Below are 19,309 nucleotides of genomic sequence, written 5' to 3' on the forward strand. Positions count from 1 at the left end.
ATGACTGATTTGACCGCGGAATCTCTCCGCATCAGCGAAATTTTCTACTCCCTGCAGGGGGAGGCCCGCGAGTCCGGCCTGCCCACGGTATTCGTGCGCCTCACCGGCTGCCCGCTGCGCTGCACCTACTGCGACTCCGAGTACGCCTTCTACGGCGGCGAGCGCATGACGCTGGCGGCCATTCTCGACAAGGTGCGCAGCTATCCCGCCCGCTATGTGTGCGTCACCGGCGGTGAACCACTGGCCCAGCCCAATTGCCTGCCTTTGATGAAAGCGCTCTGTGATGCCGGTTACCGGGTCTCGCTCGAAACCAGTGGCGCAATGCCTGTGGAGGCGGTGGACAGCCGGGTTTCCCGGGTGGTCGACCTGAAGACGCCGGCTTCCGGCGAGCAGCACCGCAACCGCATGGAGAATATCGCCGCGCTGAGCGAGCGGGACCAGGTGAAGTTCGTGATTTGTGATCGCGCGGACTACGAGTGGTCGCGCTTTACTGTGGATCAGTACAATCTCGGTGAACGGGTGGGAGAAGTGCTCTTTTCCCCCAGTTATGAACAGTTGCAGCCGCGCCAGCTGGCGGAGTGGATTCTCGCCGATGGTTTGCAGGTGCGCATGCAGCTGCAGCTGCACAAGTTGTTGTGGGGTGACGTGCCGGGGGTGTAGTCCTCCGGTGCCGGATCAGGAACAGGGGAAACGCAATGACAGCGAAAAAAGCCGTGGTGCTTCTTTCCGGAGGGCTGGATTCCGCCACCGTACTGGCCATGGCCCGCGAGCAGGGCTTCGAGTGTTATGCGCTGGGCTTTGATTACGGCCAGCGCCACCGTTCCGAACTTGCCGCAGCAGAGCGTGTGGCCAGTGCCGCTGGCGCGGTGGAGCACAAGGTGGTGCGCCTCGATCTGCGCTCGATAGGCGGCTCCGCCCTCACCGACGACAGTATCGCTGTTCCCGAGGATGCCCCCGAGGGCATCCCCGTTACCTATGTGCCCGCCCGCAACACCGTCTTTCTGTCGATCGCTCTCGGCTGGGCGGAGGTGCTCGGTTCACAGGACATCTTCGTCGGCGTCAATGCGGTGGACTACTCCGGCTACCCGGACTGCCGGCCCGAGTATATCGAGGCCTTCGAGCGCATGGCCAACCTGGCCACCCGCGCCGGGGTGGAGGGGCACCGCCTGCACATCCGGGCGCCGCTGATGCATATGAGCAAGGCGGATATCGTTCGCCGGGGAACCGAGCTTGGAGTGGACTACAGTTTAACAGTGTCCTGCTATCAGGCCGACGAGCGCGGCGCGGCCTGTGGCCGCTGTGACAGCTGTCGCCTGCGGGCGGCGGGCTTTGCCGAAGCCGGTCTGGCGGACCCGACAGTCTACGCCGGAGCTTGAGGGGGCTGTCGGCCTTGGGCCTAAGCCCTTCAAAACGCTGGATTTTTTTGCCGCCAGGTATTGTTTTTCGGAAATAGATCCGTAAGATACGCAGCTCCTCACATCGAGGCTCTGCTCGGTGGGGAATTTCAGGGTCGTTAGCTCAGTTGGTAGAGCAGTTGGCTTTTAACCAATTGGTCGCTGGTTCGAATCCAGCACGACCCACCATATTGCAAAGGGCCGCCGGTTGGCGGCCCTTTTCGTTGCAAACAATTGCAAGAGCTGTTGCCGAAGCGCTCAAGGCCGCCGGCAACAGGGCAGAATACAATTGTTTTTCTGCCGCAGATCAGTAACATACGCACCGCTTTCGGGTCGTTAGCTCAGTTGGTAGAGCAGTTGGCTTTTAACCAATTGGTCGCTGGTTCGAATCCAGCACGACCCACCATATTCCTGAGGGCCGCCGAAAGCGGCCCTTTTTTTTCGCCGGATTCTTTTGGGCCGGACTCTTTGGCCGGACTCTGGCCCTGCCGGGACACTGCGCGCTCTGCCCGCGGCTTTGCTTCGGTAACGCTGCGCCTCCGTCGCCACTGTCGTCACACAGGAATGTAAAGCGGCGACGCAAAAGTTGCGGTCAGGTTTCGGTTAAAGTTTGCGGCCAAGGAGTCCGACCGCCGTCCGCGCTATAATGCGCGTTTTTCTGCTGTTCACAGGTAGCCATGAGTCAGAAGCTGATTTCCGCAGAGTCCCCCGATCCCCGCACGCTGGTGCAGTCCCATCTGGCTGAGCCTGGGGCGCATCAGTACAGCGCCGAGGAACTGCAGCATTGGCGCGAGCGCATCAAGCAGCTGCTGGTGGAGCAGAACGCGGTGCTGGTCGCTCACTACTACACCGACCCCCTGATTCAGGCGCTGGCCGAGGAGACCGGTGGCTGCGTTTCCGATTCCCTGGAAATGGCCCGCTTCGGCGCCGAGCATCAGGCCGATACGCTGATCGTGGCCGGCGTGAAATTTATGGGGGAGACGGCCAAAATTCTCACGCCCCACAAGCGCGTGCTGATGCCCACCCTCGAGGCCACTTGCTCTCTGGACCTGGGCTGCCCCCCGGAAGAGTTTTCCGCCTTCTGCGATGCGCACCCGGACCGCACCGTGGTGGTGTATGCCAATACCTCCGCCGCAGTGAAGGCCCGCGCCGACTGGGTGGTGACTTCCAGCATCGCTCTCGATGTGGTCGATCATCTCGACGCGCAGGGGGAGAAAATCCTCTGGGCCCCTGACAAGCATCTGGGCAGCTATGTGCAGCGTGAAACCGGCGCCGACGTGTTGCTCTGGAACGGCTCCTGCATCGTGCACGAGGAATTCAAGGCCAAGGGGGTGGCGGAACTCAAGGCGCTGTACCTGGACGCGGTGGTGCTGGTGCACCCCGAATCCCCCGCGGCGGTGGTGGAGCTGGCGGACGTGGTGGGTTCCACCTCGCAGATCATCAATGCGGCCAAGACCCGCCCGGAGAAGCGCTTTATCGTCGCCACCGACCAGGGCATTTTCTACAAGATGCAGCAGCAGTGTCCTGACAAGGAGCTGATTGTGGCGCCCACCGCCGGCGCGGGCGCAACCTGTCGCAGCTGCGCCAACTGCCCGTGGATGGCGATGAACTCGCTGGAAAACCTCTGCGGTGTGCTCGAGCGCGGCGACAACGAGATACTGGTCGACCCCGAGCTGGGCAAGCGCGCCATGAAGCCGCTGCAGCGCATGCTGGATTTCCGCAAGCCCCTGGACTGACCGCTGGCTGTTGGAAGCGTAAAGCGCAGTAATCAGTCACTGACGAGCTGCCGCGACAGCAATAACAGTCCCTCAGTCCCCAACAACAGAAAGGCCGGCATATTGCCGGCCTTTCTGTTTTCTGACGGGTTCCGCCAGAGGGGTATTGCGAGAGCGGGGGGGCAGGGCCTCAGGTGCTGCGGAGCCTCGCAAGCCTCAAAGCTCCTTGATGTCCTGTTGCATCTTCAGCACATCTTTGAGGCGCTGCTGCAGGATAGCGTGCATCTGGTAGTCGTTCTGGGCCAGGCGCACGCCGTGGCGCAGGTGCTGCGCTGCCTTGTCGAATACGCCATTGAGTATGTAGTACTCGGCGCGGGCCTCGTGCACACCGACGATATCGCCGGCTAGGCCGTGGGTTTCTGCCAGCAGGTACCACACCGCCGGGTCCTTGCGGCGCACGCGGCTGTGCCGCTCCAGAATGCGCTCGGCGGCCAGGTAATTGCCGGCCTTGAAGTGCGCGTTGGCCAGTCCCATGGTCAGGGCGTGGTCGCCGGGGTTGCGGCTGAGGGCCTTGTCCAGGCGGCGGGTGGCGCTGGTGTAGTCTTCCCGCGCCAGGTCGACATCGGCTCGCGCCAGCACAAAGGCCGCTTTATCCGGCTCCCGCTCCAGCAGGGGCTGCAGGGTTTCGAGGGCTTCGTCGGGCTTGCCCGCCGCCACCTGGGCCAGCGCCAGACCGTAGCGCGAGGCGTCCTCGTTGTCGTTGATGCCGCGCAGCTCCGCCTGGAAGCGCTTTACCGCCTGCTGTGGGGTGGATTCGGCGGCCACACGGATGCGGGCGCGCATCAGGTGGTATTCACGGTTGTCTGAGTTATGTACGTCCGGCATGCGGCTGGCGCGCAGCTTGGCGTCGGCGATGCGCTTTTCCGTAACGGGGTGGGTGAGCAGGAATTCCGGCGGCCGCCGATAGTAGCGCGTCGCCTTCAGCATCTGCTCGAACATCTCGCCGGCGGCCTCCGGGTCTTTGCCGGCCTTGGCCAGGGTGTCGATGCCGACCCGGTCCGCTTCCTGTTCGTTCTGGCGCGAGAAGCGCAGCTGGCTGTCCAGCGCCGCGGCCTGGGTGGCGGTCATGGCGGCGATACCGGCATCGCCGCCGGCGGTCGCCGCCAGCACCAGGGCGCCGAGCATGCCGGCAAGGGTGGGGAGGGTGCTGTTGCGCTGTGCTTCCAGGGTGCGGGCGTAATGACGCTGGCTGAGGTGCGCCAGTTCGTGGGCGAGCACCGAGGCGAACTGGTCTTCGTTCTCCGCGAAAAGAAACAGGCCGGTATGCACGCCGACCACGCCGCCGGGCACCGCAAAGGCGTTCATGGTGTCGTTCTTCACCACCACGACGTCGAGGGTTTTGTCCTCCAGCGGGGCGTGTTGCGCCAGCCCCTTGAGGGTGTCTTCAACATATTGCTGCAGCAGGGCGTCGTTGGAAGTGCGCACCTGGCTGCGAAACATGCGCAGCCACATCTGCCCCAGTTCCTTTTCGCGGCCGTGGGAAACCAAGCCGCTGCTGGAGTCCCCCAGTTCCGGCAGGCGGATCTGGCTGTTGTCGGACACCGCAACTGCCGGCGCGGCCACAATCAGCATTCCCAGGCCCACGGCAAACAGAGTTGCAACCAGTTCTGATTGAACAAGCCGGCGCAATGAGCGTCGAAGAGGCTGCCGCTGGGAAAATTTGGGGTTGTGGCGCATGGCGTGTACTGCTCGGTCGGTGGTTTTGAAGCGGCTGCTGAGGCTGCTCATTAACACTATACGTAACCTCGGGAGACTGTCGAGGTTTTGACCGGGAGGGCGGGAAAAGGTTCGCGAAGAGGGTGTTGGCGAGGTTTTCGGCTGCGTCGCGGGCGGCGATTTTCACCGGGGAGTCGCGCTATAATCCGCCGCAGCGGAGAGATTATGACCGATAATTCTGGGCCAGGCCTGGCCGATAATCAGGGCGAGACTTTGTCTGCGGCTGATGCGCACGCCGATGACACTTGCGTAGATGTCAGCGCAGATGTGACGGTGGATGCGCGACAGCTGCCCTGCCCGCAGCCGCTGCTGCTGATGCGTCGCGCTCTGCGCGAGCAGCCGCCGGGTGCCGTGATCCGGGTACTGGCGACGGATGCCGGCTCCTGGCGGGATTTCCACAGCTTTGCGCAACTGAGCGGCACACCCCTGCTGCGGGCGGAGGCGCGCGATGACCATTACTGCTACTGGCTGACGGCCAGAAAATAACAGGCGAGAACGCGGAAGTTATGCTCAATATCGTCAGAAACTGGGTTAACCGGTACTTCAGTCAGGAAGAAGTGGTGCTTCTTTCCCTGCTCCTGTTGGCGGCCCTTCTGGTGCTCGCCACCCTCGGGGAGGTGCTGGCACCGGTGCTCGCGGCGATCATCATCGCCTTTCTGCTGCAGGGCATGGTTCAGCGCCTGGTGGCGTGGAAGCTGCCGCACTGGTTGTCGGTAACTGTCGCCTGCCTGGTGCTGGTGGGCACCGCGGTGGCGCTGCTGCTGGTGGTGATGCCGCTGATCTGGCGCCAGCTGGTGCGACTTTTCGCGGAGCTGCCCAACATGGTGGAGCAGGGGCAGAACCTGCTGCTGCTGCTGCCGGAGCGATTCCCGCGTCTGATCTCGGCGGCACAGATTCAGGAGATCTTTGACACCCTCGGCAGCGAGCTGGGCACTGTGGGGCAAACCCTGTTGACCTTCTCCCTGACCAATCTGCCCATTCTGGCATCGCTTCTAATCTACGTGGTGGTGGTGCCGATACTGGTGTTCTTTTTTCTCAAGGACACCGACAAGCTGATCAACTGGTGTTCCTCCTTCCTGCCCAACCGCCGCCCCATGCTGCGCCAGATCTGGCACGAGATGAACGACCAGATCGCCAACTACGTGCGCGGCAAGGTGATCGAAATCGCCATTGTGGCGCTGGTGAGTTACGCCGCTTTCTTGATTCTGGGGGTGAATTACGCCCTGCTGCTGGCCGTCGCCGTGGGCCTCAGTGTGCTGATTCCCTATATCGGCGCCGCCGTGGTGACGATCCCGGTGGCCGCCATCGGCCTGTTCCAGTGGGGCTGGAGCAGCGAGTTTCTCTATCTGATGCTGGCCTACGGCTTTATTCAGCTGCTCGATGGCAATGTACTGGTGCCGCTGCTGTTTTCCGAGGCGGTGAACCTGCACCCGGTGGCGATCATCATGGCCGTGCTGGTGTTTGGCGGCATCTGGGGTTTCTGGGGCGTCTTCTTCGCCATTCCCCTGGCCACCCTGCTGAAGGCGATCATAAACGCCTGGCCCACCAGTGAGCATCAGGCCGAGTGGCAGGCGCGGGAAGCCATCGAACAGGGAATGGCTTCGCCCCTCGATCAGGACTGAAGCGGGCGCGCCGGGGCTATTCTTTGCTGGGAGCCCCGCTGCCCCCTGTCTGAGCTTCGGTCGCTTTGCTAGAATTCCGCGCCTGTTTTTCCGCTGCGCGGGGCCAGGCGCCGCATCCTATCTGAACCTCACAGGAATCCATCCATGAGCCTTGCTGAAAAAGTACTGGCGGTGAACAACGATCTACCGATCCGCACCGATAAGCCGATTCACAGCGGTAAGGTGCGCTCTGTCTACTGGCTGACCGAAGCCGACAGTCGCCGCCTGATTCGGGAAAAGGGCTATCCCGTGGCGGAGGATGCGCCGCTGGCGGTGATGGTGATCTCCGATCGTATTTCCGCTTTTGACTGCATCTGGCGTGGCGAGGGTGGCCTGCAGGGGGTGCCGGGCAAGGGCGCGGCGCTGAACGCCATCGCCAATCACTGGTTTAAGCGCTTCAAGGAGCGGGGACTGGCGGACAGCCACATCCTGGATATCCCCCACCCGCTGGTATGGATCGTGCAGAAGGCGCGCCCGGTCATGGTGGAGGCTATTGCGCGGCAGTACATTACCGGTTCTATGTGGCGCGCTTACAGCAAGGGCGAGCGCGACTTCTGTGGCATCCGCCTGCCCGATGGGCTGAGCAAAGACCAGAAGCTGCCGGAACTGCTGATCACTCCTTCAACCAAGGGGATTCTGCGCGGGATTCCCGGCGTGCCGGAAGCGGATGATGTCAACATCACCCGCGCCGACCTCGAGAACAACTTCGCAGCGTTCAATTTCCGCAGCAGGACGGATATCGATCAGTATGAAAAACTGCTGAAGGAGGGCTTTGACCTGATCTCCGACGAGCTGGCCAAGCTGGACCAGATCTTTGTCGACACCAAGTTCGAGTTCGGTTACGTCACCGATGCCAGTGGAGCGGAAAAGCTGATCTACATGGACGAAGTGGGTACCCCCGATTCCTCGCGGATCTGGGATGGCGAGGCCTACCGCCAGGGCGAGGTGGTGGAAAAGTCCAAGGAGGGATTCCGCCAGGCGCTGCTGAGCCACTTCCCGGACCCGGATATTCTGCTGAACAAGGACCGCATGGATGAGCGACTGGCGCTGGCCCGCGACAATGTCCTGCCGGCCGCCATGTTGATGGAACTGTCCGAAACTTATATCGCCATTGCCGAGAAAATCCTCGGCCACAAACTGGTCATTTCCGATAACCCCAAGGCGGAGCTGCTTGAGGTGCTGAAGCGGGATTACGCCCTGGTCGATTGACGGCGGCTTCGCACTGTACCGTCAGGCTTTAAAAGCAAGGCTGTAAAAGTGGGATTGAAAAATAAAAAAGCACAAAGCCGGCGCTAGCGTCGGCTTTGTGCTTTTTTACTTTCTGCTTTCTGTTCTCCGAGCAGCGCAACAGCGCAGTCTCAAATCATTGTTTGGCAGCTGGGAATCAAACGCCTCCTGGCGGTTTAATCTGTAATAGGGCGCCAGTGGGGCAGGTCATTGGTCAGTTGCAGGTCTTGTGACAGCAGGTATTCGTAGCGTGCGGGGTTGAACAGGCTCTGTTGCACCACAAGCGGGGCCTTCTCATTGTTCAGAACCCGGTTGGTGTAAACGATGGTCGCGGCTCCCTCGGGAATGCCCAGCAGTCTGCTGACTTCGCCGTCGGCGAGTCGTGCGGAAAGCGTCTGCTCGGCGAAGCTGGGCTGATACCCCAGCTCCTGCAGGCAGAAAAAAACCGGCGTGTCTTCCAGTCTTTCACTCTTCAGGGTTGCGGCAACTTTTTCCGGCACAAACAGCGTAACCAGGCAGAAAGGCGATTGCTGATGCAGGCACAGGCGCTTTAATCGCATCACCTTTTCTCCCTCGCCAAGGGTCAACTGTTGCCGGATGCGGGCGGGGGGGATCACCCATTCCGACTGCAGCAGCGCGGTTTCCAGCTCGACATCTTCCACCGCCAGCGGGGCGCGTTTGGGCGTCGCCTGCCGGCGCTGGGGCAGGGGAAAGGTGCCCATACCCGGTTTACGTGCCAGCCGGTTTTCCATTTCCAGTCGCGCGAGCGCCGCGCGCACGGTGGCGCGCGCCACCGAGAATTCTTTCGCCAGTGCCAGCTCGCCGGGCATTTTCACATCGGCGGGGTAAACACCGTCATTGATCCGTTGCAGCAGCAGCAGGTAAATACGGTGGTAAATCGGTAGTTTGCTGGTCTCCACACTCGCTCCTTGGTGGTGCATTTTTACCGCTGTGCCAAATTTTTAAGCCGATCTTTAAGCTGAAACTACAGCTATCCCTGCTGGCCATCTTACTAAATGTCTATAGGTCTGTACATTAGGTCAAATGCTTTGGTAATCTCAATGGGTCAAGGCAATGTTCCAAGCCCGGATCGGCGTGTAACGGCAGTAGCGGTTGAGTAGCGGTTACTGTTATCTCTCGTCGTCATTTATCTGAAAAACAATAAAAGAGGCAGGCATGAGTAATCCCTCCATTATCAAGAAGCCCCTGGCGCTCGTTATCGCCGCACTGCAGCTCGGTGCCGTGGGCACTGCATACGCCCAGCAGGACCAGGGCCGCAGCGCAACCTCACTGGAAGAGGTGGTGGTTACCGCGCGCAAGCGCGAAGAAAGTCTGCAGTCTGTGCCGATTGCGGTCACCGCGCTGGATTCCGCAGCGCTGGAAAGCCGCCAGATCAGTGCCGTGGAGGACCTGGGCAGGGCGGTACCCAACCTGCTGACCACCCCCGCATCCGGCAGCCCCACCAACACGCGTATCTTTATGCGCGGTCTGGGGCAGGGGGAGAGCAGTCAGCCCACGGCGGAATCCGCTGTCGGCCTGTATATTGATGATGTGTATGTGGCGCGCTCCAACGGTGCCAATATCGGTCTTTACGATATCGAGCGCATCGAAGTGCTGCGCGGACCTCAGGGGTCTCTGTACGGGCGCAACTCCACCACCGGTGCGATCAAGGTGGTGACCCGCAAGCCAACGGGCGAGCAGGACTTTGACCTGAGCCTCAGCGCCGGGGAGCTGGATAACAAGGGCGTAAGGATTTCCGCTTCTGCTCCCCTGAGCAGTGACTGGGCCGCGGGCGTCAGCGCCATGTACTTCGAGCAGGGCGGATATATCACCCGCCGCGATATGGAATCAGAGGCAAAAATTGAGTCGGACCTGAATGCGCGCGAATACGGTGGTGTGCGCACGTCACTGAGCCGCACTGTGCAGGATGGTTTTACCGCGGACCTGAGTGCCTATTACTTTACCGATGACGGTGAAGCTTCCTATATCACACCCATGGATGCGGAAACCGGACAACCTTATTTTAATGGTGACTTTTACTCTACAGGTTCTAACCTGCCGCAATTCGCCCGCGCCGATCAGTACGGTGCCAGCGCCAACCTGAGCTGGGAGCTTGGTGATATCACCCTGCGCTCGGTTACCGCTTACCGCAATGTGGAAAATGACAACCTGATCGATATTTCCGGGCGTAACAGCTGGTACATCGATACTGAGGTGGACAGCAGCCAGATTTCCCAGGAACTGCAGCTGCTCGGCAGCGCCTTTGCCGAGCGTGTGGACTGGATCGCCGGCGTCTACCTCTTGCGGGAGGAGAGCGATTCGCTGACGACAAATGCACTCGGTCCTATCTTGAGTACCCAGGATTACACGGTGGAAACCGACTCTCAGGCCCTGTTCGGGCAAGCCACTTTACATGCTTCCGAGATAGTGGATCTGACCCTGGGGCTGCGCTACACCCGCGACGACAAGCAGTTTGATGGCACTACTAACAGCAATATGCTTTTCGAGAATGGATCTAACCGCCTCAGCGAAACCTTCGATGATGTAACCCCCAAGCTGGGCATCGATGTGCAGGCCACCGACGAGATGCTGATTTATGCATCGGTCGCCAAGGGCTTCAAGGCCGGTGGCTTCCAGGGCCGCGCACTGAATGCCGGGGACCAGGAGGTTCTCTACGACGCCGAACAGGTATGGACCTATGAGGCGGGCATCAAGTCCGAGTGGCTGCAGAACCGCCTGCGCCTGAACGCCAATTACTTTATGAATCAGTTCGAGGACCTGCAGCTGAATTCACTCAACCCCGGTGGCGGCACGGTGATTCAGAACGCGGCGGAAGCCGAGGTGGACGGTATCGAGGTGGAGCTGACCTATATGGCCACCGACCGGCTGTATGTGGTGGCCAATTACGCAACCGCCTGGGGCGCCTACAAAGAGCTGGCGGATAACGTTAGTGGTGTAACCCTGGATTCCGAACTGCCCGGTACCCCCGAGGTGAATGCCTCTATCGGTGTAGAGCACAGCTTCAGTTTCGCCGCCGGCGAGCTGCTGTGGGGGCTGGACTACCAGCACACTTCCGAAGTGCAGCCAGGTGCGTCCACCAGTGCCCTGGTGGAAGTGCCGAGCCTCGACCTGTTCAATGGCTTCGTCAAATTCACCGATGCGGATGACCGCTGGAGTGTCGGCCTCTTCGGCACCAACCTCGGCGACAAGGCCTACCACTACACCGGCTTCACCTTCAGCAGCTTCGAAGCCGTTTATGCGGCGTCACCGCGGATGATCAAGGCGGTGGTGGATTACCGTTTCTAAACCTTGCCTGACGGTTTTTAACGGAAATCCAAGTCCTGTCACCGGGCTTCGCCCCGGTGATTTTTCTCATTTGTTGGGTGAGTGGGTGTATGCAACGAGAAGTATCGGATAAGTCCGGATTCGTATCTGTGGCGGCCTATGCGAGCATGGCCGCGCCTCTCAGTGTGGTGTTCACCCCGCTGATTATTTTTTTGCCACCCATGTATGCCACCGAGGTGGGACTCAGCCTGACTACCGTCGGGCTGCTGTTTCTGGTCGCCCGCTTCTGGGATGCGGTGACGGATCCTCTGGTGGGCAGGCTGTGCGACCGCTGGCAGTTCTCGCTTGGGCGGCGCAAAGTGTGGATCTTGTGCTCCGCGCCGCTGCTGATGCTGATGGCCTGGCTGTTTTTCCAGCCGCCCGCCGGTGCCACGGCCGTGTATCTGCTGGTGATGATTCTGCTGTTTTATCCGGTGTGGACCATGGTGATGATTCCCTATCAGTCCTGGGGGGTGGAACTCAGTCAGAATTATCAGCAGCGCACCCGTATCGCCGGGTTTCGTGAAGTGGCCTCGATGATTGGCACCACGGCGGTATTGGGAGTACCGATGTTCTTAGTCGGCGAGGGCGGTGCCAGCAAGCGCGAAATACTGGGGCTGATGTGCGGCATGTTCCTGCTGGTGTTTCCGCTGACCGTGCTGATGGCCACCTGGAAAACCCCCGATCGCAGTCTCGCGCCTGCGCCCCAGCGGCTCGGGTTGAAACAACTGCTGAAGGTGCTATGGAGCAACAGGCCTTTTGTTGCCATCGGTAGCGCTTATTTTACGGTCCAGTTCGCCTACGGCATGTACCTCTCGGTGATTCAGCTCTTCATGATTTCCGCGCTGGGGCTCGGCAAGAAGTTCCTGCTGCTGGTGTTTATCAAGCATATCGTCGCCATTCTGTGTGTGCCGCTGTGGGTGCGGGTGTCCCGTCAGCTCGGCAAACACATCACCTACGCGCTTTGCCTGGTGGCAACTGCGCTGGGGCTGATCGGATTTTCCGTGCTGGAAGCGGGCAACTTCAATCACGCGCTGGCATTGTTTCTCTACCTCGGCGTGGTGACGGCACCGATACTGGTGTTCCCGCCGGCGATTGTTGCCGACACTCTGGATTATGCGCGCCTGAAAACCGGCACGGCCGATACCGGTCTGTATATGGCCATTCTGCAGCTGATCAACAAAACCGCGCTGGCGCTGGCCATCGGTGTCACCTTTCCGCTACTGGACTGGGCCGGATTCAGCGAGGGCGGTGCCAATGAAGGGATGGCCTGGGCGGCACTGCATGGCCTGGTCAGCTGGTTGCCCGCATTGATTATGCTCGCCGCCGCCGCTCTGGCGTGGCGCTTTCCCCTCAACCGTCGCCGTCACGACATTATTCAGCGCCGCCTGGCCGCTGGCGCGGTGGCTGGCTAGTCCCCCGAGGTCGGATGCCCGCGGCGACCGCGGGCAGCTTGACCGAAAGGCGAAGTCTGGACTATATATTTTTCCTGAGTGCCGCCTTTTTTCCGCATATTGCTCTGCTGAAACCGCTTTTTATCAAATATTTGTTTTGCGATTTGGTTTTAGTTGTTACTAATTGTTCTACCTAGAAAATTTTTTGTAGTAATACTACAATCCGTCCCGCTTTGGTCCATGAGCGACCGGGCGGCCACTTTGATCTGTCGCGATCATCGCCGTTTCCGGACTCGTTGTAACAGCAGAAATACCGGCGGCAGACACCCAACCTCCACCCCGATCGCCTTGCGGCAGCGTTATTGCAACGGTCGCATTTACGCCAAACTGGGCGGCAAATTGGCGGGAAATACCAAAAAATGGAGTGGGGCTCTGCCCGCGCTGTACTTTCTCGGGCTGCACTTTCTCGGGCTGCACTTTCTCGAGCTGCACTTTGCCCGAGCAGTTTTTTGCCCGAACGCCAAGCACTGAATTCCACTCAACGACTCGACGTCGCTAAATCGCCGAGGAGCATTTAATGCACGAAGAAACTGACAATCAGGAAACGCAGGAATGGCTGGATGCGCTGCAGGCGGTGATTCGCTTCAGTGGCAAGGAGCGCGCCGCTTTCCTGCTCAAGCAGCTGACCGACCGCGCCACCAATATTGGTGTGGAACTGCCCGCGGCGATTACCACCCCCTACCGCAACACCATCCCGCCGCAGGCGGAAAAGCGCATGCCCGGCGACCTGTTTATGGAACGCCGCATTCGCTCGCTGATTCGCTGGAATGCGCTGGCCATGGTGGTGCGTGCAAATTCCAACAGCGACAGCCTGGGCGGCCACATCGCCAGCTTCTCCTCTGCCGCCACCCTCTACGATGTGGGCTTCAACTACTTCTTCCGCGGTAACGAAGGGGAAGAGCGCGGTGACCTGATCTTCTTCCAAGGCCACAGCGCGCCGGGTATTTATGCCCGCTCCTATCTGGAAGGCCGCTTTGATGAAGAGCAGCTGGACAACTTCCGTCGCGAAGTGAACGGCAAGGGGCTGTCCTCTTATCCGCACCCGTGGCTGATGCCGGACTACTGGCAGTTCCCCACTGTTTCCATGGGCCTCGGCCCCATCCAGGCGATCTACCAGGCGCATATCATGCGCTACCTGTCCGCCCGCGGCCTGTCGCCGCGCGGTGATCGCAAGGTGTGGGCATTCCTCGGTGACGGTGAGTGCGACGAGCCGGAAACCCTGGGCGCGATCTCCATGGCGGGCCGCGAAAACCTGGAGAATCTGGTGTTCGTGGTCAACTGCAACCTGCAGCGCCTGGATGGCCCGGTGCGCGGCAACGGCAAGATCGTGCAGGAGCTGGAAGGCGTGTTCCGCGGTGCCGGCTGGAATGTCATCAAGGTCCTGTGGGGCCGCCTGTGGGACCCCTTGTTGGAAAAAGACGACAAGGGCCTGCTGCAGAAAGTCATGGACGAAGTGGTCGATGGCGAGATGCAGAACTTCAAGGCCAACGGCGGCGCCTACACCCGCGAGCATTTCTTCGGCAAATACCCGGAGCTGCTCGAGATGGTCAAGGACATGTCCGACGACGAGATCATGAAGCTGAACCGCGGTGGCCACGACCCCTACAAAGTTTATGCCGCCTACGCCGAGGCGATGGCGAGCAAGGGCAAGCCCACCGTGATCCTGGCGCAGACGGTAAAAGGCTACGGCCTGGGTGCCGCCGGCGAAGCGGCGATGGATACCCACAACGTCAAGAAGATGGACACCGAAGCGCTGAAACGCTTCCGCGACCGCTTTGCCATCCCGATTACCGACAAGGAAATCGAAGAGGTTCCCTACTACCGCCCGTCTCCGGACAGCCCGGAAATGAAATATCTGGCCGAGCGCCGCAAGGCTCTGGGCGGACCGGTGCCGTCGCGTCCGAGCGAGGTGGCAAAGCTGGAAATCCCGCAACTGGATGCCTTCAGCGCACTGACCAAGGGCTCCGGCGACCGCGAAATATCCACCACCATGGCCTTCGTGCGCGCCCTGTCGGTGCTGGTCAAAGACAAGAAAATGGGCAAGAACATTGCCCCCATCGTCCCCGACGAAGCCCGCACCTTTGGCATGGAAGGCCTGTTCCGCCAGCTGGGCATCTATTCCTCCCAGGGGCAGAAATACACTCCGGTCGACCACGGCCAGATCATGTATTACAAGGAAGACAAGAAAGGTCAGGTGCTGGAAGAGGGCATCAACGAGGCCGGCGCCATGTCCGCCTGGATGGCACTGGCCACCGCCTACAGCAACCACGGCGTGCCGATGGTGCCTTTCTACATCTACTACTCCATGTTCGGCTTCCAGCGCATCGGCGATCTGGCCTGGGCGGCGGGCGACATGCAGGCGCGCGGTTTCCTGATCGGCGCCACCGCCGGCCGCACAACCCTGAACGGTGAAGGCCTGCAGCACCAGGACGGCCACAGCCACGTGCTGTCTGCGACCATTCCCAACTGCAAGAGCTACGACCCCGCCTACGGTTACGACCTGGCGGTGATCCTGCGCCAGGGTCTCAAGGAAATGTACGAAGAGCAGAAGAACCTCTTCTACTACGTGACGGTCGAGAACGAAAACTACCTGCAGCCAGAAATGCCGCAGGGTGTGGAAGAAGGCATTATCCGCGGCATCTACAAGCTCGACAGCAATTCCCGCAAGCCCGGCAAGGGCAAGGCGTCCAGCAGGCACGTTCAGCTGGTGGGTGCCGGCTCGATCCTGCGCGAAGTGCTGGCGGCGGCGGATATCCTCGCCGACAAGTTTGGCGTGACCTCCGAAGTGTGGAACCTCACCTCCGCCACCGAGGCGGCCCGCGAAGGCCAGGACGTGGCGCGCTGGAATATGCTGCACCCGACCGAAGCGCCCCGCAAAGCCTGGCTCAGTGAGCAGTTCGCGGGCAACGAAACCCCGGTGATTATTTCCACCGACTACATTCGCTCCTATGTGGAGCCGCTGCGCGAATTTATCGATGGCGACATGATTGCGCTTGGCACAGACGGTTTCGGCCGCAGTGACAGCCGTGAGCAGCTGCGCCGCTTCTTCGAGGTGGACCGCAACTACGTGACCATCGCCGCGCTGACAGGCCTGGCCAAACAGGGTGTGATCGATGCCAGTGAGGTCGCCGACGCGATCAAGCAGCTGAATATCGACCCGGAAAAAGTCAACCCGCGCCTGGTTTGAGGCTCGCTGTATAAGGAAGGCAAAAAAGCATGGCAAAAGAAGTCATTAAAGTGCCTGATCTCGGCGGCGCCGATCAGGTCGATGTCATTGAGATTTCTGTCTCTGTTGGCGACACCGTCGCCGCCGAGGATGCACTGATTGTGGTGGAGGGCGACAAGGCCTCCATGGATGTGCCGGCGCCGATGGCGGGCAAGATTCTCAGTATCTCGGTCGCGGTAGGGGACAAAGTCTCCGAGGGCGATGTGATCGCAGAGATTGAAACCGACGCCGCTGCAGCCGATACGCCGGAGCCGGCCGCAGCGCCCGAGCAGGAGGTCGCCGCCGAACAGGCACCTTCCAGCGAGGCTGAAAGTGCCAGCGCAGACAGCGATACCCCGGCGCCCGCCGGTGCGGCGGCACAAGAGCTGGCGGTGCAGGTGCCCGATCTCGGCGGCGCCGATGCCGTGGATGTGATCGAGATCAGCGTACAGCCGGGCGATGAAGTCGCCGAAGGCGACTCCCTGATCGTCGTCGAGGGCGACAAAGCTTCCATGGACGTACCGGCGCCGTTCGCCGGCACCGTGGTGTCAATCGACGTGAAGGAGGGCGACAAGGTCTCCACCGGCGACCAGCTGGGCGTGCTGAAAAGTGCCGGCGGCGCAAAAGCTGCGCCGCAGAAGGCCGACAGCAAACCTGTTGAAGAGGCCAGCGGCCAAGCTGAATCCAGCCGAATCGAATCCAGCGCTCCGGTTGCCAGTTCGTCGATCTCCAGTGCTTCTGAAGAGCCGCCGGCGGCGCCGCAGAAAGATCACGCCCTTGAACGCGACCTCAGGGTCTCTGCCGAGGTGTACGCCGGTCCGGCGGTGCGCAAGCTGGCTCGCGAACTGGGGGTGACCCTCAGCAAGGTGAAGCCCAGTGGCCCGCGCAACCGGGTCACCAAGGACGACCTGCACGCCTACGTCAAAGAACAGGTGAAGAAGGCCGAGAGCGGCTCTGTGGGCATCGGCACCACCGGCATTGCCAAGATGCCCGAGATCGACTTCAGCCAGTTTGGCCCGATTCGCACCGAGCCCATGAGCAAGATTCACAAGCTCACCGCCGCCAATATGGCGCGCAACTGGCTCAATGTGCCCCACGTGACCCAGTTCGACGACGCGGATATCACCGAGCTGGAGGAATTCCGCAAGTCCATGAAGGCCGAGGCGGAAAAGCGCGGAGTGAAACTCACTCCCGTGCCCTTCCTGCTGAAAGCCGTCGCGGCGGCACTGCGCGCCGAGCCCAGCTTCAATGTGTCGCTGCACAATGACGGCGAGCATATTGTGCGCAAGGACTATGTGCATATCGGCATGGCGGTGGACACACCCAAAGGCCTGATGGTCCCGGTGATTCGCGATGTGGACAAGAAGGGGCTGTACGACCTGGCGGAGGAGGCCAGCGCAATGGCCCTGGCCGCCCGCGATGGCAAGCTCAAACCCCGCGATATGCAGGGCGCCTGTTTTACCATCTCCAGCCTCGGTGCCATCGGCGGCAAGGGTTTTACCCCCATCGTCAATGCGCCGGAAGTGGGTATCCTCGGGGTGTCCAAGCTGAGCGTGCAGCCGCTGTGGAACGGCAAGGAGTTTGTGCCCCGGCAGATGCTGCCACTGGCGCTCTCCTACGATCACCGCGCCGTCAATGGCGGTGACGCAGGTCGTTTCATGACCTACCTGGTCAGTGTATTGAGCGACGTGCGCAAGCTGTTGCTGTAAAAGCACGCCGGGGGCGCGCCACTTGTCGGCGCGCCTCCTGCTTGTTCCTGCCCATATCCAGCCGCTTGTGCTAATCGGCTTACTCTCTGCTCCCTTTCTCTTTTTTGCCGCTTTCGCTCCCTGCCTGCTTGGTCTTTCGAATTGTTGAGTCTCTCCCCTGACTGATGACCGATCCGCTGGTTTAGCTGCCTCAGCCGTTTAGCTGCGAAAAATCGCCATTGTCGGTGATGGCAAAAGCTGCCGCCTTGGCCCATCGGACACACAGGTTGAATTAGGCGCTGATCTCGCTGCCCAGCCCAAGGCAGATTCCCACGACAGCTAAACTCAGAAAATAGGGCCAGTGGCACACCCGCAGCATTGAAGGCGAGAGGTATTTGCACATGAAGCGCATGGGGATGTTAGTAGTCCCGGTAATTTCGGCTCTGATACTGCAAGGCTGCCTTTTCCTTCCCGCAGAAACAGCGGAAATGCTGGGTGAGCTGGGGGCGACGGATGCTCAGCAGGCTAACGACCCATTTTTCTTTGATTCCAGTGAGCACAGCACATCCGGTGACTTTGCCGAGGTTGGAAATTTTCAGCCTGATCTGAATCCACCTCCCCTAGCCAGCCGCAACTGTGCCATGGAGCCAGGGATCAACGGTATTGGCCCGGCCTGCTGGTTCTTTCCAGTCATGCGTATTTATTGATCTGCATTTTTTGCCCATTACCGGCTGGAAGAGTCGGCTGATGCAGGGCATTTCTGGCACCGCTTACCCACAGCGCTTAACCCCAGCGCTTAACCCCAGCACTTAACTGCGGAATGTAACAGTAGGGCTTAACCACAGAGGTCACACCCATGCGCAAGACGCTCAGTTTTTTTACCGCATTCATTGCCGCAACCATGCTCTCCGCCTGCGGCACCCATGATCCGCGCAACGAAGTGGTGTACCCCTATAGCAAGCCTGTCCCGCGGGCGCCGGCGCACGCCGAACAGAGGACCAGTTATCAAGGGTGCCCCGGGGATGCGGAAGAGTTGGCCCCCGGTTCTATCTGCCCCTCCTCGGCGCAGTGCTTCGAGGTTGCCGGTGGCAAGCGGTGTATCAAATATGCGAAATAACTTTTTGGCGCTGGCGGCTGCCAGCGTGATGCTGTGCGCTTGTACCGGAACCAGTTTCGATGGTTACTGGGGCGACCTCAGTGGCCAGCCGGTATATCCGGGCTATCCCGATCGCAGCCTGCCCCAGGCTCTGGTGCCGGCATTTCCACGGGAGTGCCTCGCCGGGGATGTGCCAGCGTCCTATCCCGGGCAGTGTGGTTTAAACGGCGGCAGCTGTTATCAGCTGATGTCTGGCAGCTGGTGTATAGCGGCGACGGCAGCGCTCGGTTCCTGTCCAGAGGGAACAGTGGAAATTGACCCGGCAACAGAGTGCCCGGTTGCGAGCGACTGCTTTACCCATGCCGGAAATTTGCGCTGCAAAGTGCCTCATTCCAGTACTGCCAAATAGTTGGGGTGGCTAGCGTTTGGGCCTCAGAGCCCATAGGCCACCGTTTTGTGTTGTTGGCTTTCAGCAAGGATGATTCAATCGTCAGAGCGTACAGCCTCGTTGGCTGCAGGTGTTGCTGAATTAATACCTCTATACCTCTATACCTCTATACCTCTATACCTCTATACCTCTATACCTCTATACCTCTATACCTCTATACCTCTATACCTCTATAGCTCCATAGCTTTCTAGGGCAACTCTGAAAAATAGCCCATTTCTGGCAAAATACAGTTTTCCAACCGGGAACCTAGAAAATGACCCAGCTGACCTTCGCTGAAGCTGAATATGCAGGCAAGAAACGAAAAACCCGGCGGGAAAAAT

Annotated in this window: 14 protein-coding genes and 2 tRNA genes; 14 read left to right on the forward strand and 2 right to left on the reverse strand. The window is 60.3% G+C overall.

The features are described from left to right. The 5 genes from queE to nadA all read left to right on the forward strand — a co-directional run bounded on the left by queE (position 1) and on the right by nadA (position 3,130). Positions 1-660 carry a 7-carboxy-7-deazaguanine synthase QueE gene (queE, locus tag ABEA58_RS13075; protein ID WP_345552163.1) on the forward strand — a complete coding sequence of 220 codons (660 nt, stop codon included), beginning with the start codon at positions 1-3 and terminating at the stop codon, positions 658-660. Between the two features lie 35 nt (positions 661-695). Further along, complete coding sequence (gene queC, locus ABEA58_RS13080) at positions 696-1,376, forward strand: 7-cyano-7-deazaguanine synthase QueC (RefSeq protein WP_345552164.1); 681 nt, start codon at positions 696-698, stop codon at positions 1,374-1,376. A gap of 131 nt (positions 1,377-1,507) precedes the next feature. After that, positions 1,508-1,583, forward strand: a tRNA-Lys gene (locus tag ABEA58_RS13085). A gap of 141 nt (positions 1,584-1,724) precedes the next feature. Next, positions 1,725-1,800, forward strand: a tRNA-Lys gene (locus ABEA58_RS13090). A 271-nt stretch (positions 1,801-2,071) separates the two neighbouring features. Further along, positions 2,072-3,130 (forward strand): quinolinate synthase NadA, encoded by a 1,059-nt coding sequence (gene nadA, locus ABEA58_RS13095; protein WP_345552166.1) that lies wholly within the window; start codon positions 2,072-2,074, stop codon positions 3,128-3,130. Between the two features lie 195 nt (positions 3,131-3,325). On the opposite strand, the gene ABEA58_RS13100 is transcribed toward nadA, so the two are convergent. Then, positions 3,326-4,897 (reverse strand): M48 family metalloprotease, encoded by a 1,572-nt coding sequence (locus ABEA58_RS13100; RefSeq protein WP_345552168.1) that lies wholly within the window; start codon positions 4,895-4,897, stop codon positions 3,326-3,328. Between the two features lie 153 nt (positions 4,898-5,050). On the opposite strand from ABEA58_RS13100, the gene ABEA58_RS13105 reads away from it, so the two are divergent. The 3 genes from ABEA58_RS13105 to ABEA58_RS13115 all read left to right on the forward strand — a co-directional run bounded on the left by ABEA58_RS13105 (position 5,051) and on the right by ABEA58_RS13115 (position 7,755). After that, on the forward strand, positions 5,051-5,371 hold the full coding sequence (locus ABEA58_RS13105) for a sulfurtransferase TusA family protein (protein WP_425563536.1): 321 nt from the start codon (positions 5,051-5,053) through the stop codon (positions 5,369-5,371). Positions 5,372-5,391: 20 nt separating this feature from the next. Next, positions 5,392-6,507 carry an AI-2E family transporter gene (locus ABEA58_RS13110; protein ID WP_345552170.1) on the forward strand — a complete coding sequence of 372 codons (1,116 nt, stop codon included), beginning with the start codon at positions 5,392-5,394 and terminating at the stop codon, positions 6,505-6,507. 144 nt (positions 6,508-6,651) lie between these two features. Further along, positions 6,652-7,755: a phosphoribosylaminoimidazolesuccinocarboxamide synthase gene (locus ABEA58_RS13115; protein WP_345552172.1), complete on the forward strand. Its 1,104-nt coding sequence runs from the start codon at positions 6,652-6,654 to the stop codon at positions 7,753-7,755. Positions 7,756-7,949: 194 nt separating this feature from the next. Here the strand turns inward: ABEA58_RS13115 and ABEA58_RS13120 are convergent, their stop codons facing one another. Then, the gene (locus tag ABEA58_RS13120) at positions 7,950-8,693 is read right to left on the reverse strand and encodes a GntR family transcriptional regulator (RefSeq protein ID WP_345552173.1); all 744 of its coding nucleotides are present in this window, start codon (positions 8,691-8,693) and stop codon (positions 7,950-7,952) included. Positions 8,694-8,949: 256 nt separating this feature from the next. Here ABEA58_RS13120 and ABEA58_RS13125 point away from each other — a divergent pair, with 256 nt between their 5' ends. The 6 genes from ABEA58_RS13125 to ABEA58_RS13150 all read left to right on the forward strand — a co-directional run bounded on the left by ABEA58_RS13125 (position 8,950) and on the right by ABEA58_RS13150 (position 18,561). After that, positions 8,950-11,079, forward strand: coding sequence for a TonB-dependent receptor (locus ABEA58_RS13125; RefSeq protein WP_345552175.1), 2,130 nt, complete (start codon positions 8,950-8,952; stop codon positions 11,077-11,079). A gap of 89 nt (positions 11,080-11,168) precedes the next feature. Next, positions 11,169-12,512, forward strand: coding sequence for an MFS transporter (locus ABEA58_RS13130; RefSeq protein ID WP_345552176.1), 1,344 nt, complete (start codon positions 11,169-11,171; stop codon positions 12,510-12,512). A gap of 556 nt (positions 12,513-13,068) precedes the next feature. Then, entirely contained in the window at positions 13,069-15,738 is a 2,670-nt protein-coding gene (aceE, locus tag ABEA58_RS13135; protein WP_345552178.1) for a pyruvate dehydrogenase (acetyl-transferring), homodimeric type, read from the forward strand. 29 nt (positions 15,739-15,767) lie between these two features. Beyond that, complete coding sequence (aceF, locus tag ABEA58_RS13140; RefSeq protein WP_345552179.1) at positions 15,768-17,465, forward strand: dihydrolipoyllysine-residue acetyltransferase; 1,698 nt, start codon at positions 15,768-15,770, stop codon at positions 17,463-17,465. 380 nt (positions 17,466-17,845) lie between these two features. Then, on the forward strand, positions 17,846-18,151 hold the full coding sequence (locus ABEA58_RS13145) for a hypothetical protein (RefSeq protein WP_345552181.1): 306 nt from the start codon (positions 17,846-17,848) through the stop codon (positions 18,149-18,151). A gap of 149 nt (positions 18,152-18,300) precedes the next feature. Further along, the gene (locus ABEA58_RS13150) at positions 18,301-18,561 is read left to right on the forward strand and encodes a hypothetical protein (protein ID WP_345552183.1); all 261 of its coding nucleotides are present in this window, start codon (positions 18,301-18,303) and stop codon (positions 18,559-18,561) included. Positions 18,562-19,309 lie beyond the last annotated feature (748 nt).

Source organism: Microbulbifer aestuariivivens (genome assembly GCF_039545115.1).
GTDB classification, from domain to species: domain Bacteria; phylum Pseudomonadota; class Gammaproteobacteria; order Pseudomonadales; family Cellvibrionaceae; genus Microbulbifer; species Microbulbifer aestuariivivens.

Bases quoted from the DNA above. Each gene is read 5' to 3' on its own strand.
- queE (WP_345552163.1), top strand. From the start codon at position 1: ATGACTGATTTGACCGCGGAATCTCTCCGCATCAGCGAAATTTTCTAC.
- queC (WP_345552164.1), top strand. From the start codon at position 696: ATGACAGCGAAAAAAGCCGTGGTGCTTCTTTCCGGAGGGCTGGATTCC.
- nadA (WP_345552166.1), top strand. From the start codon at position 2,072: ATGAGTCAGAAGCTGATTTCCGCAGAGTCCCCCGATCCCCGCACGCTG.
- ABEA58_RS13100 (WP_345552168.1), bottom strand. From the start codon at position 4,897: ATGAGCAGCCTCAGCAGCCGCTTCAAAACCACCGACCGAGCAGTACAC.
- ABEA58_RS13105 (WP_425563536.1), top strand. From the start codon at position 5,051: ATGACCGATAATTCTGGGCCAGGCCTGGCCGATAATCAGGGCGAGACT.
- ABEA58_RS13110 (WP_345552170.1), top strand. From the start codon at position 5,392: ATGCTCAATATCGTCAGAAACTGGGTTAACCGGTACTTCAGTCAGGAA.
- ABEA58_RS13115 (WP_345552172.1), top strand. From the start codon at position 6,652: ATGAGCCTTGCTGAAAAAGTACTGGCGGTGAACAACGATCTACCGATC.
- ABEA58_RS13125 (WP_345552175.1), top strand. From the start codon at position 8,950: ATGAGTAATCCCTCCATTATCAAGAAGCCCCTGGCGCTCGTTATCGCC.
- ABEA58_RS13130 (WP_345552176.1), top strand. From the start codon at position 11,169: ATGCAACGAGAAGTATCGGATAAGTCCGGATTCGTATCTGTGGCGGCC.
- aceE (WP_345552178.1), top strand. From the start codon at position 13,069: ATGCACGAAGAAACTGACAATCAGGAAACGCAGGAATGGCTGGATGCG.
- aceF (WP_345552179.1), top strand. From the start codon at position 15,768: ATGGCAAAAGAAGTCATTAAAGTGCCTGATCTCGGCGGCGCCGATCAG.
- ABEA58_RS13145 (WP_345552181.1), top strand. From the start codon at position 17,846: ATGAAGCGCATGGGGATGTTAGTAGTCCCGGTAATTTCGGCTCTGATA.
- ABEA58_RS13150 (WP_345552183.1), top strand. From the start codon at position 18,301: ATGCGCAAGACGCTCAGTTTTTTTACCGCATTCATTGCCGCAACCATG.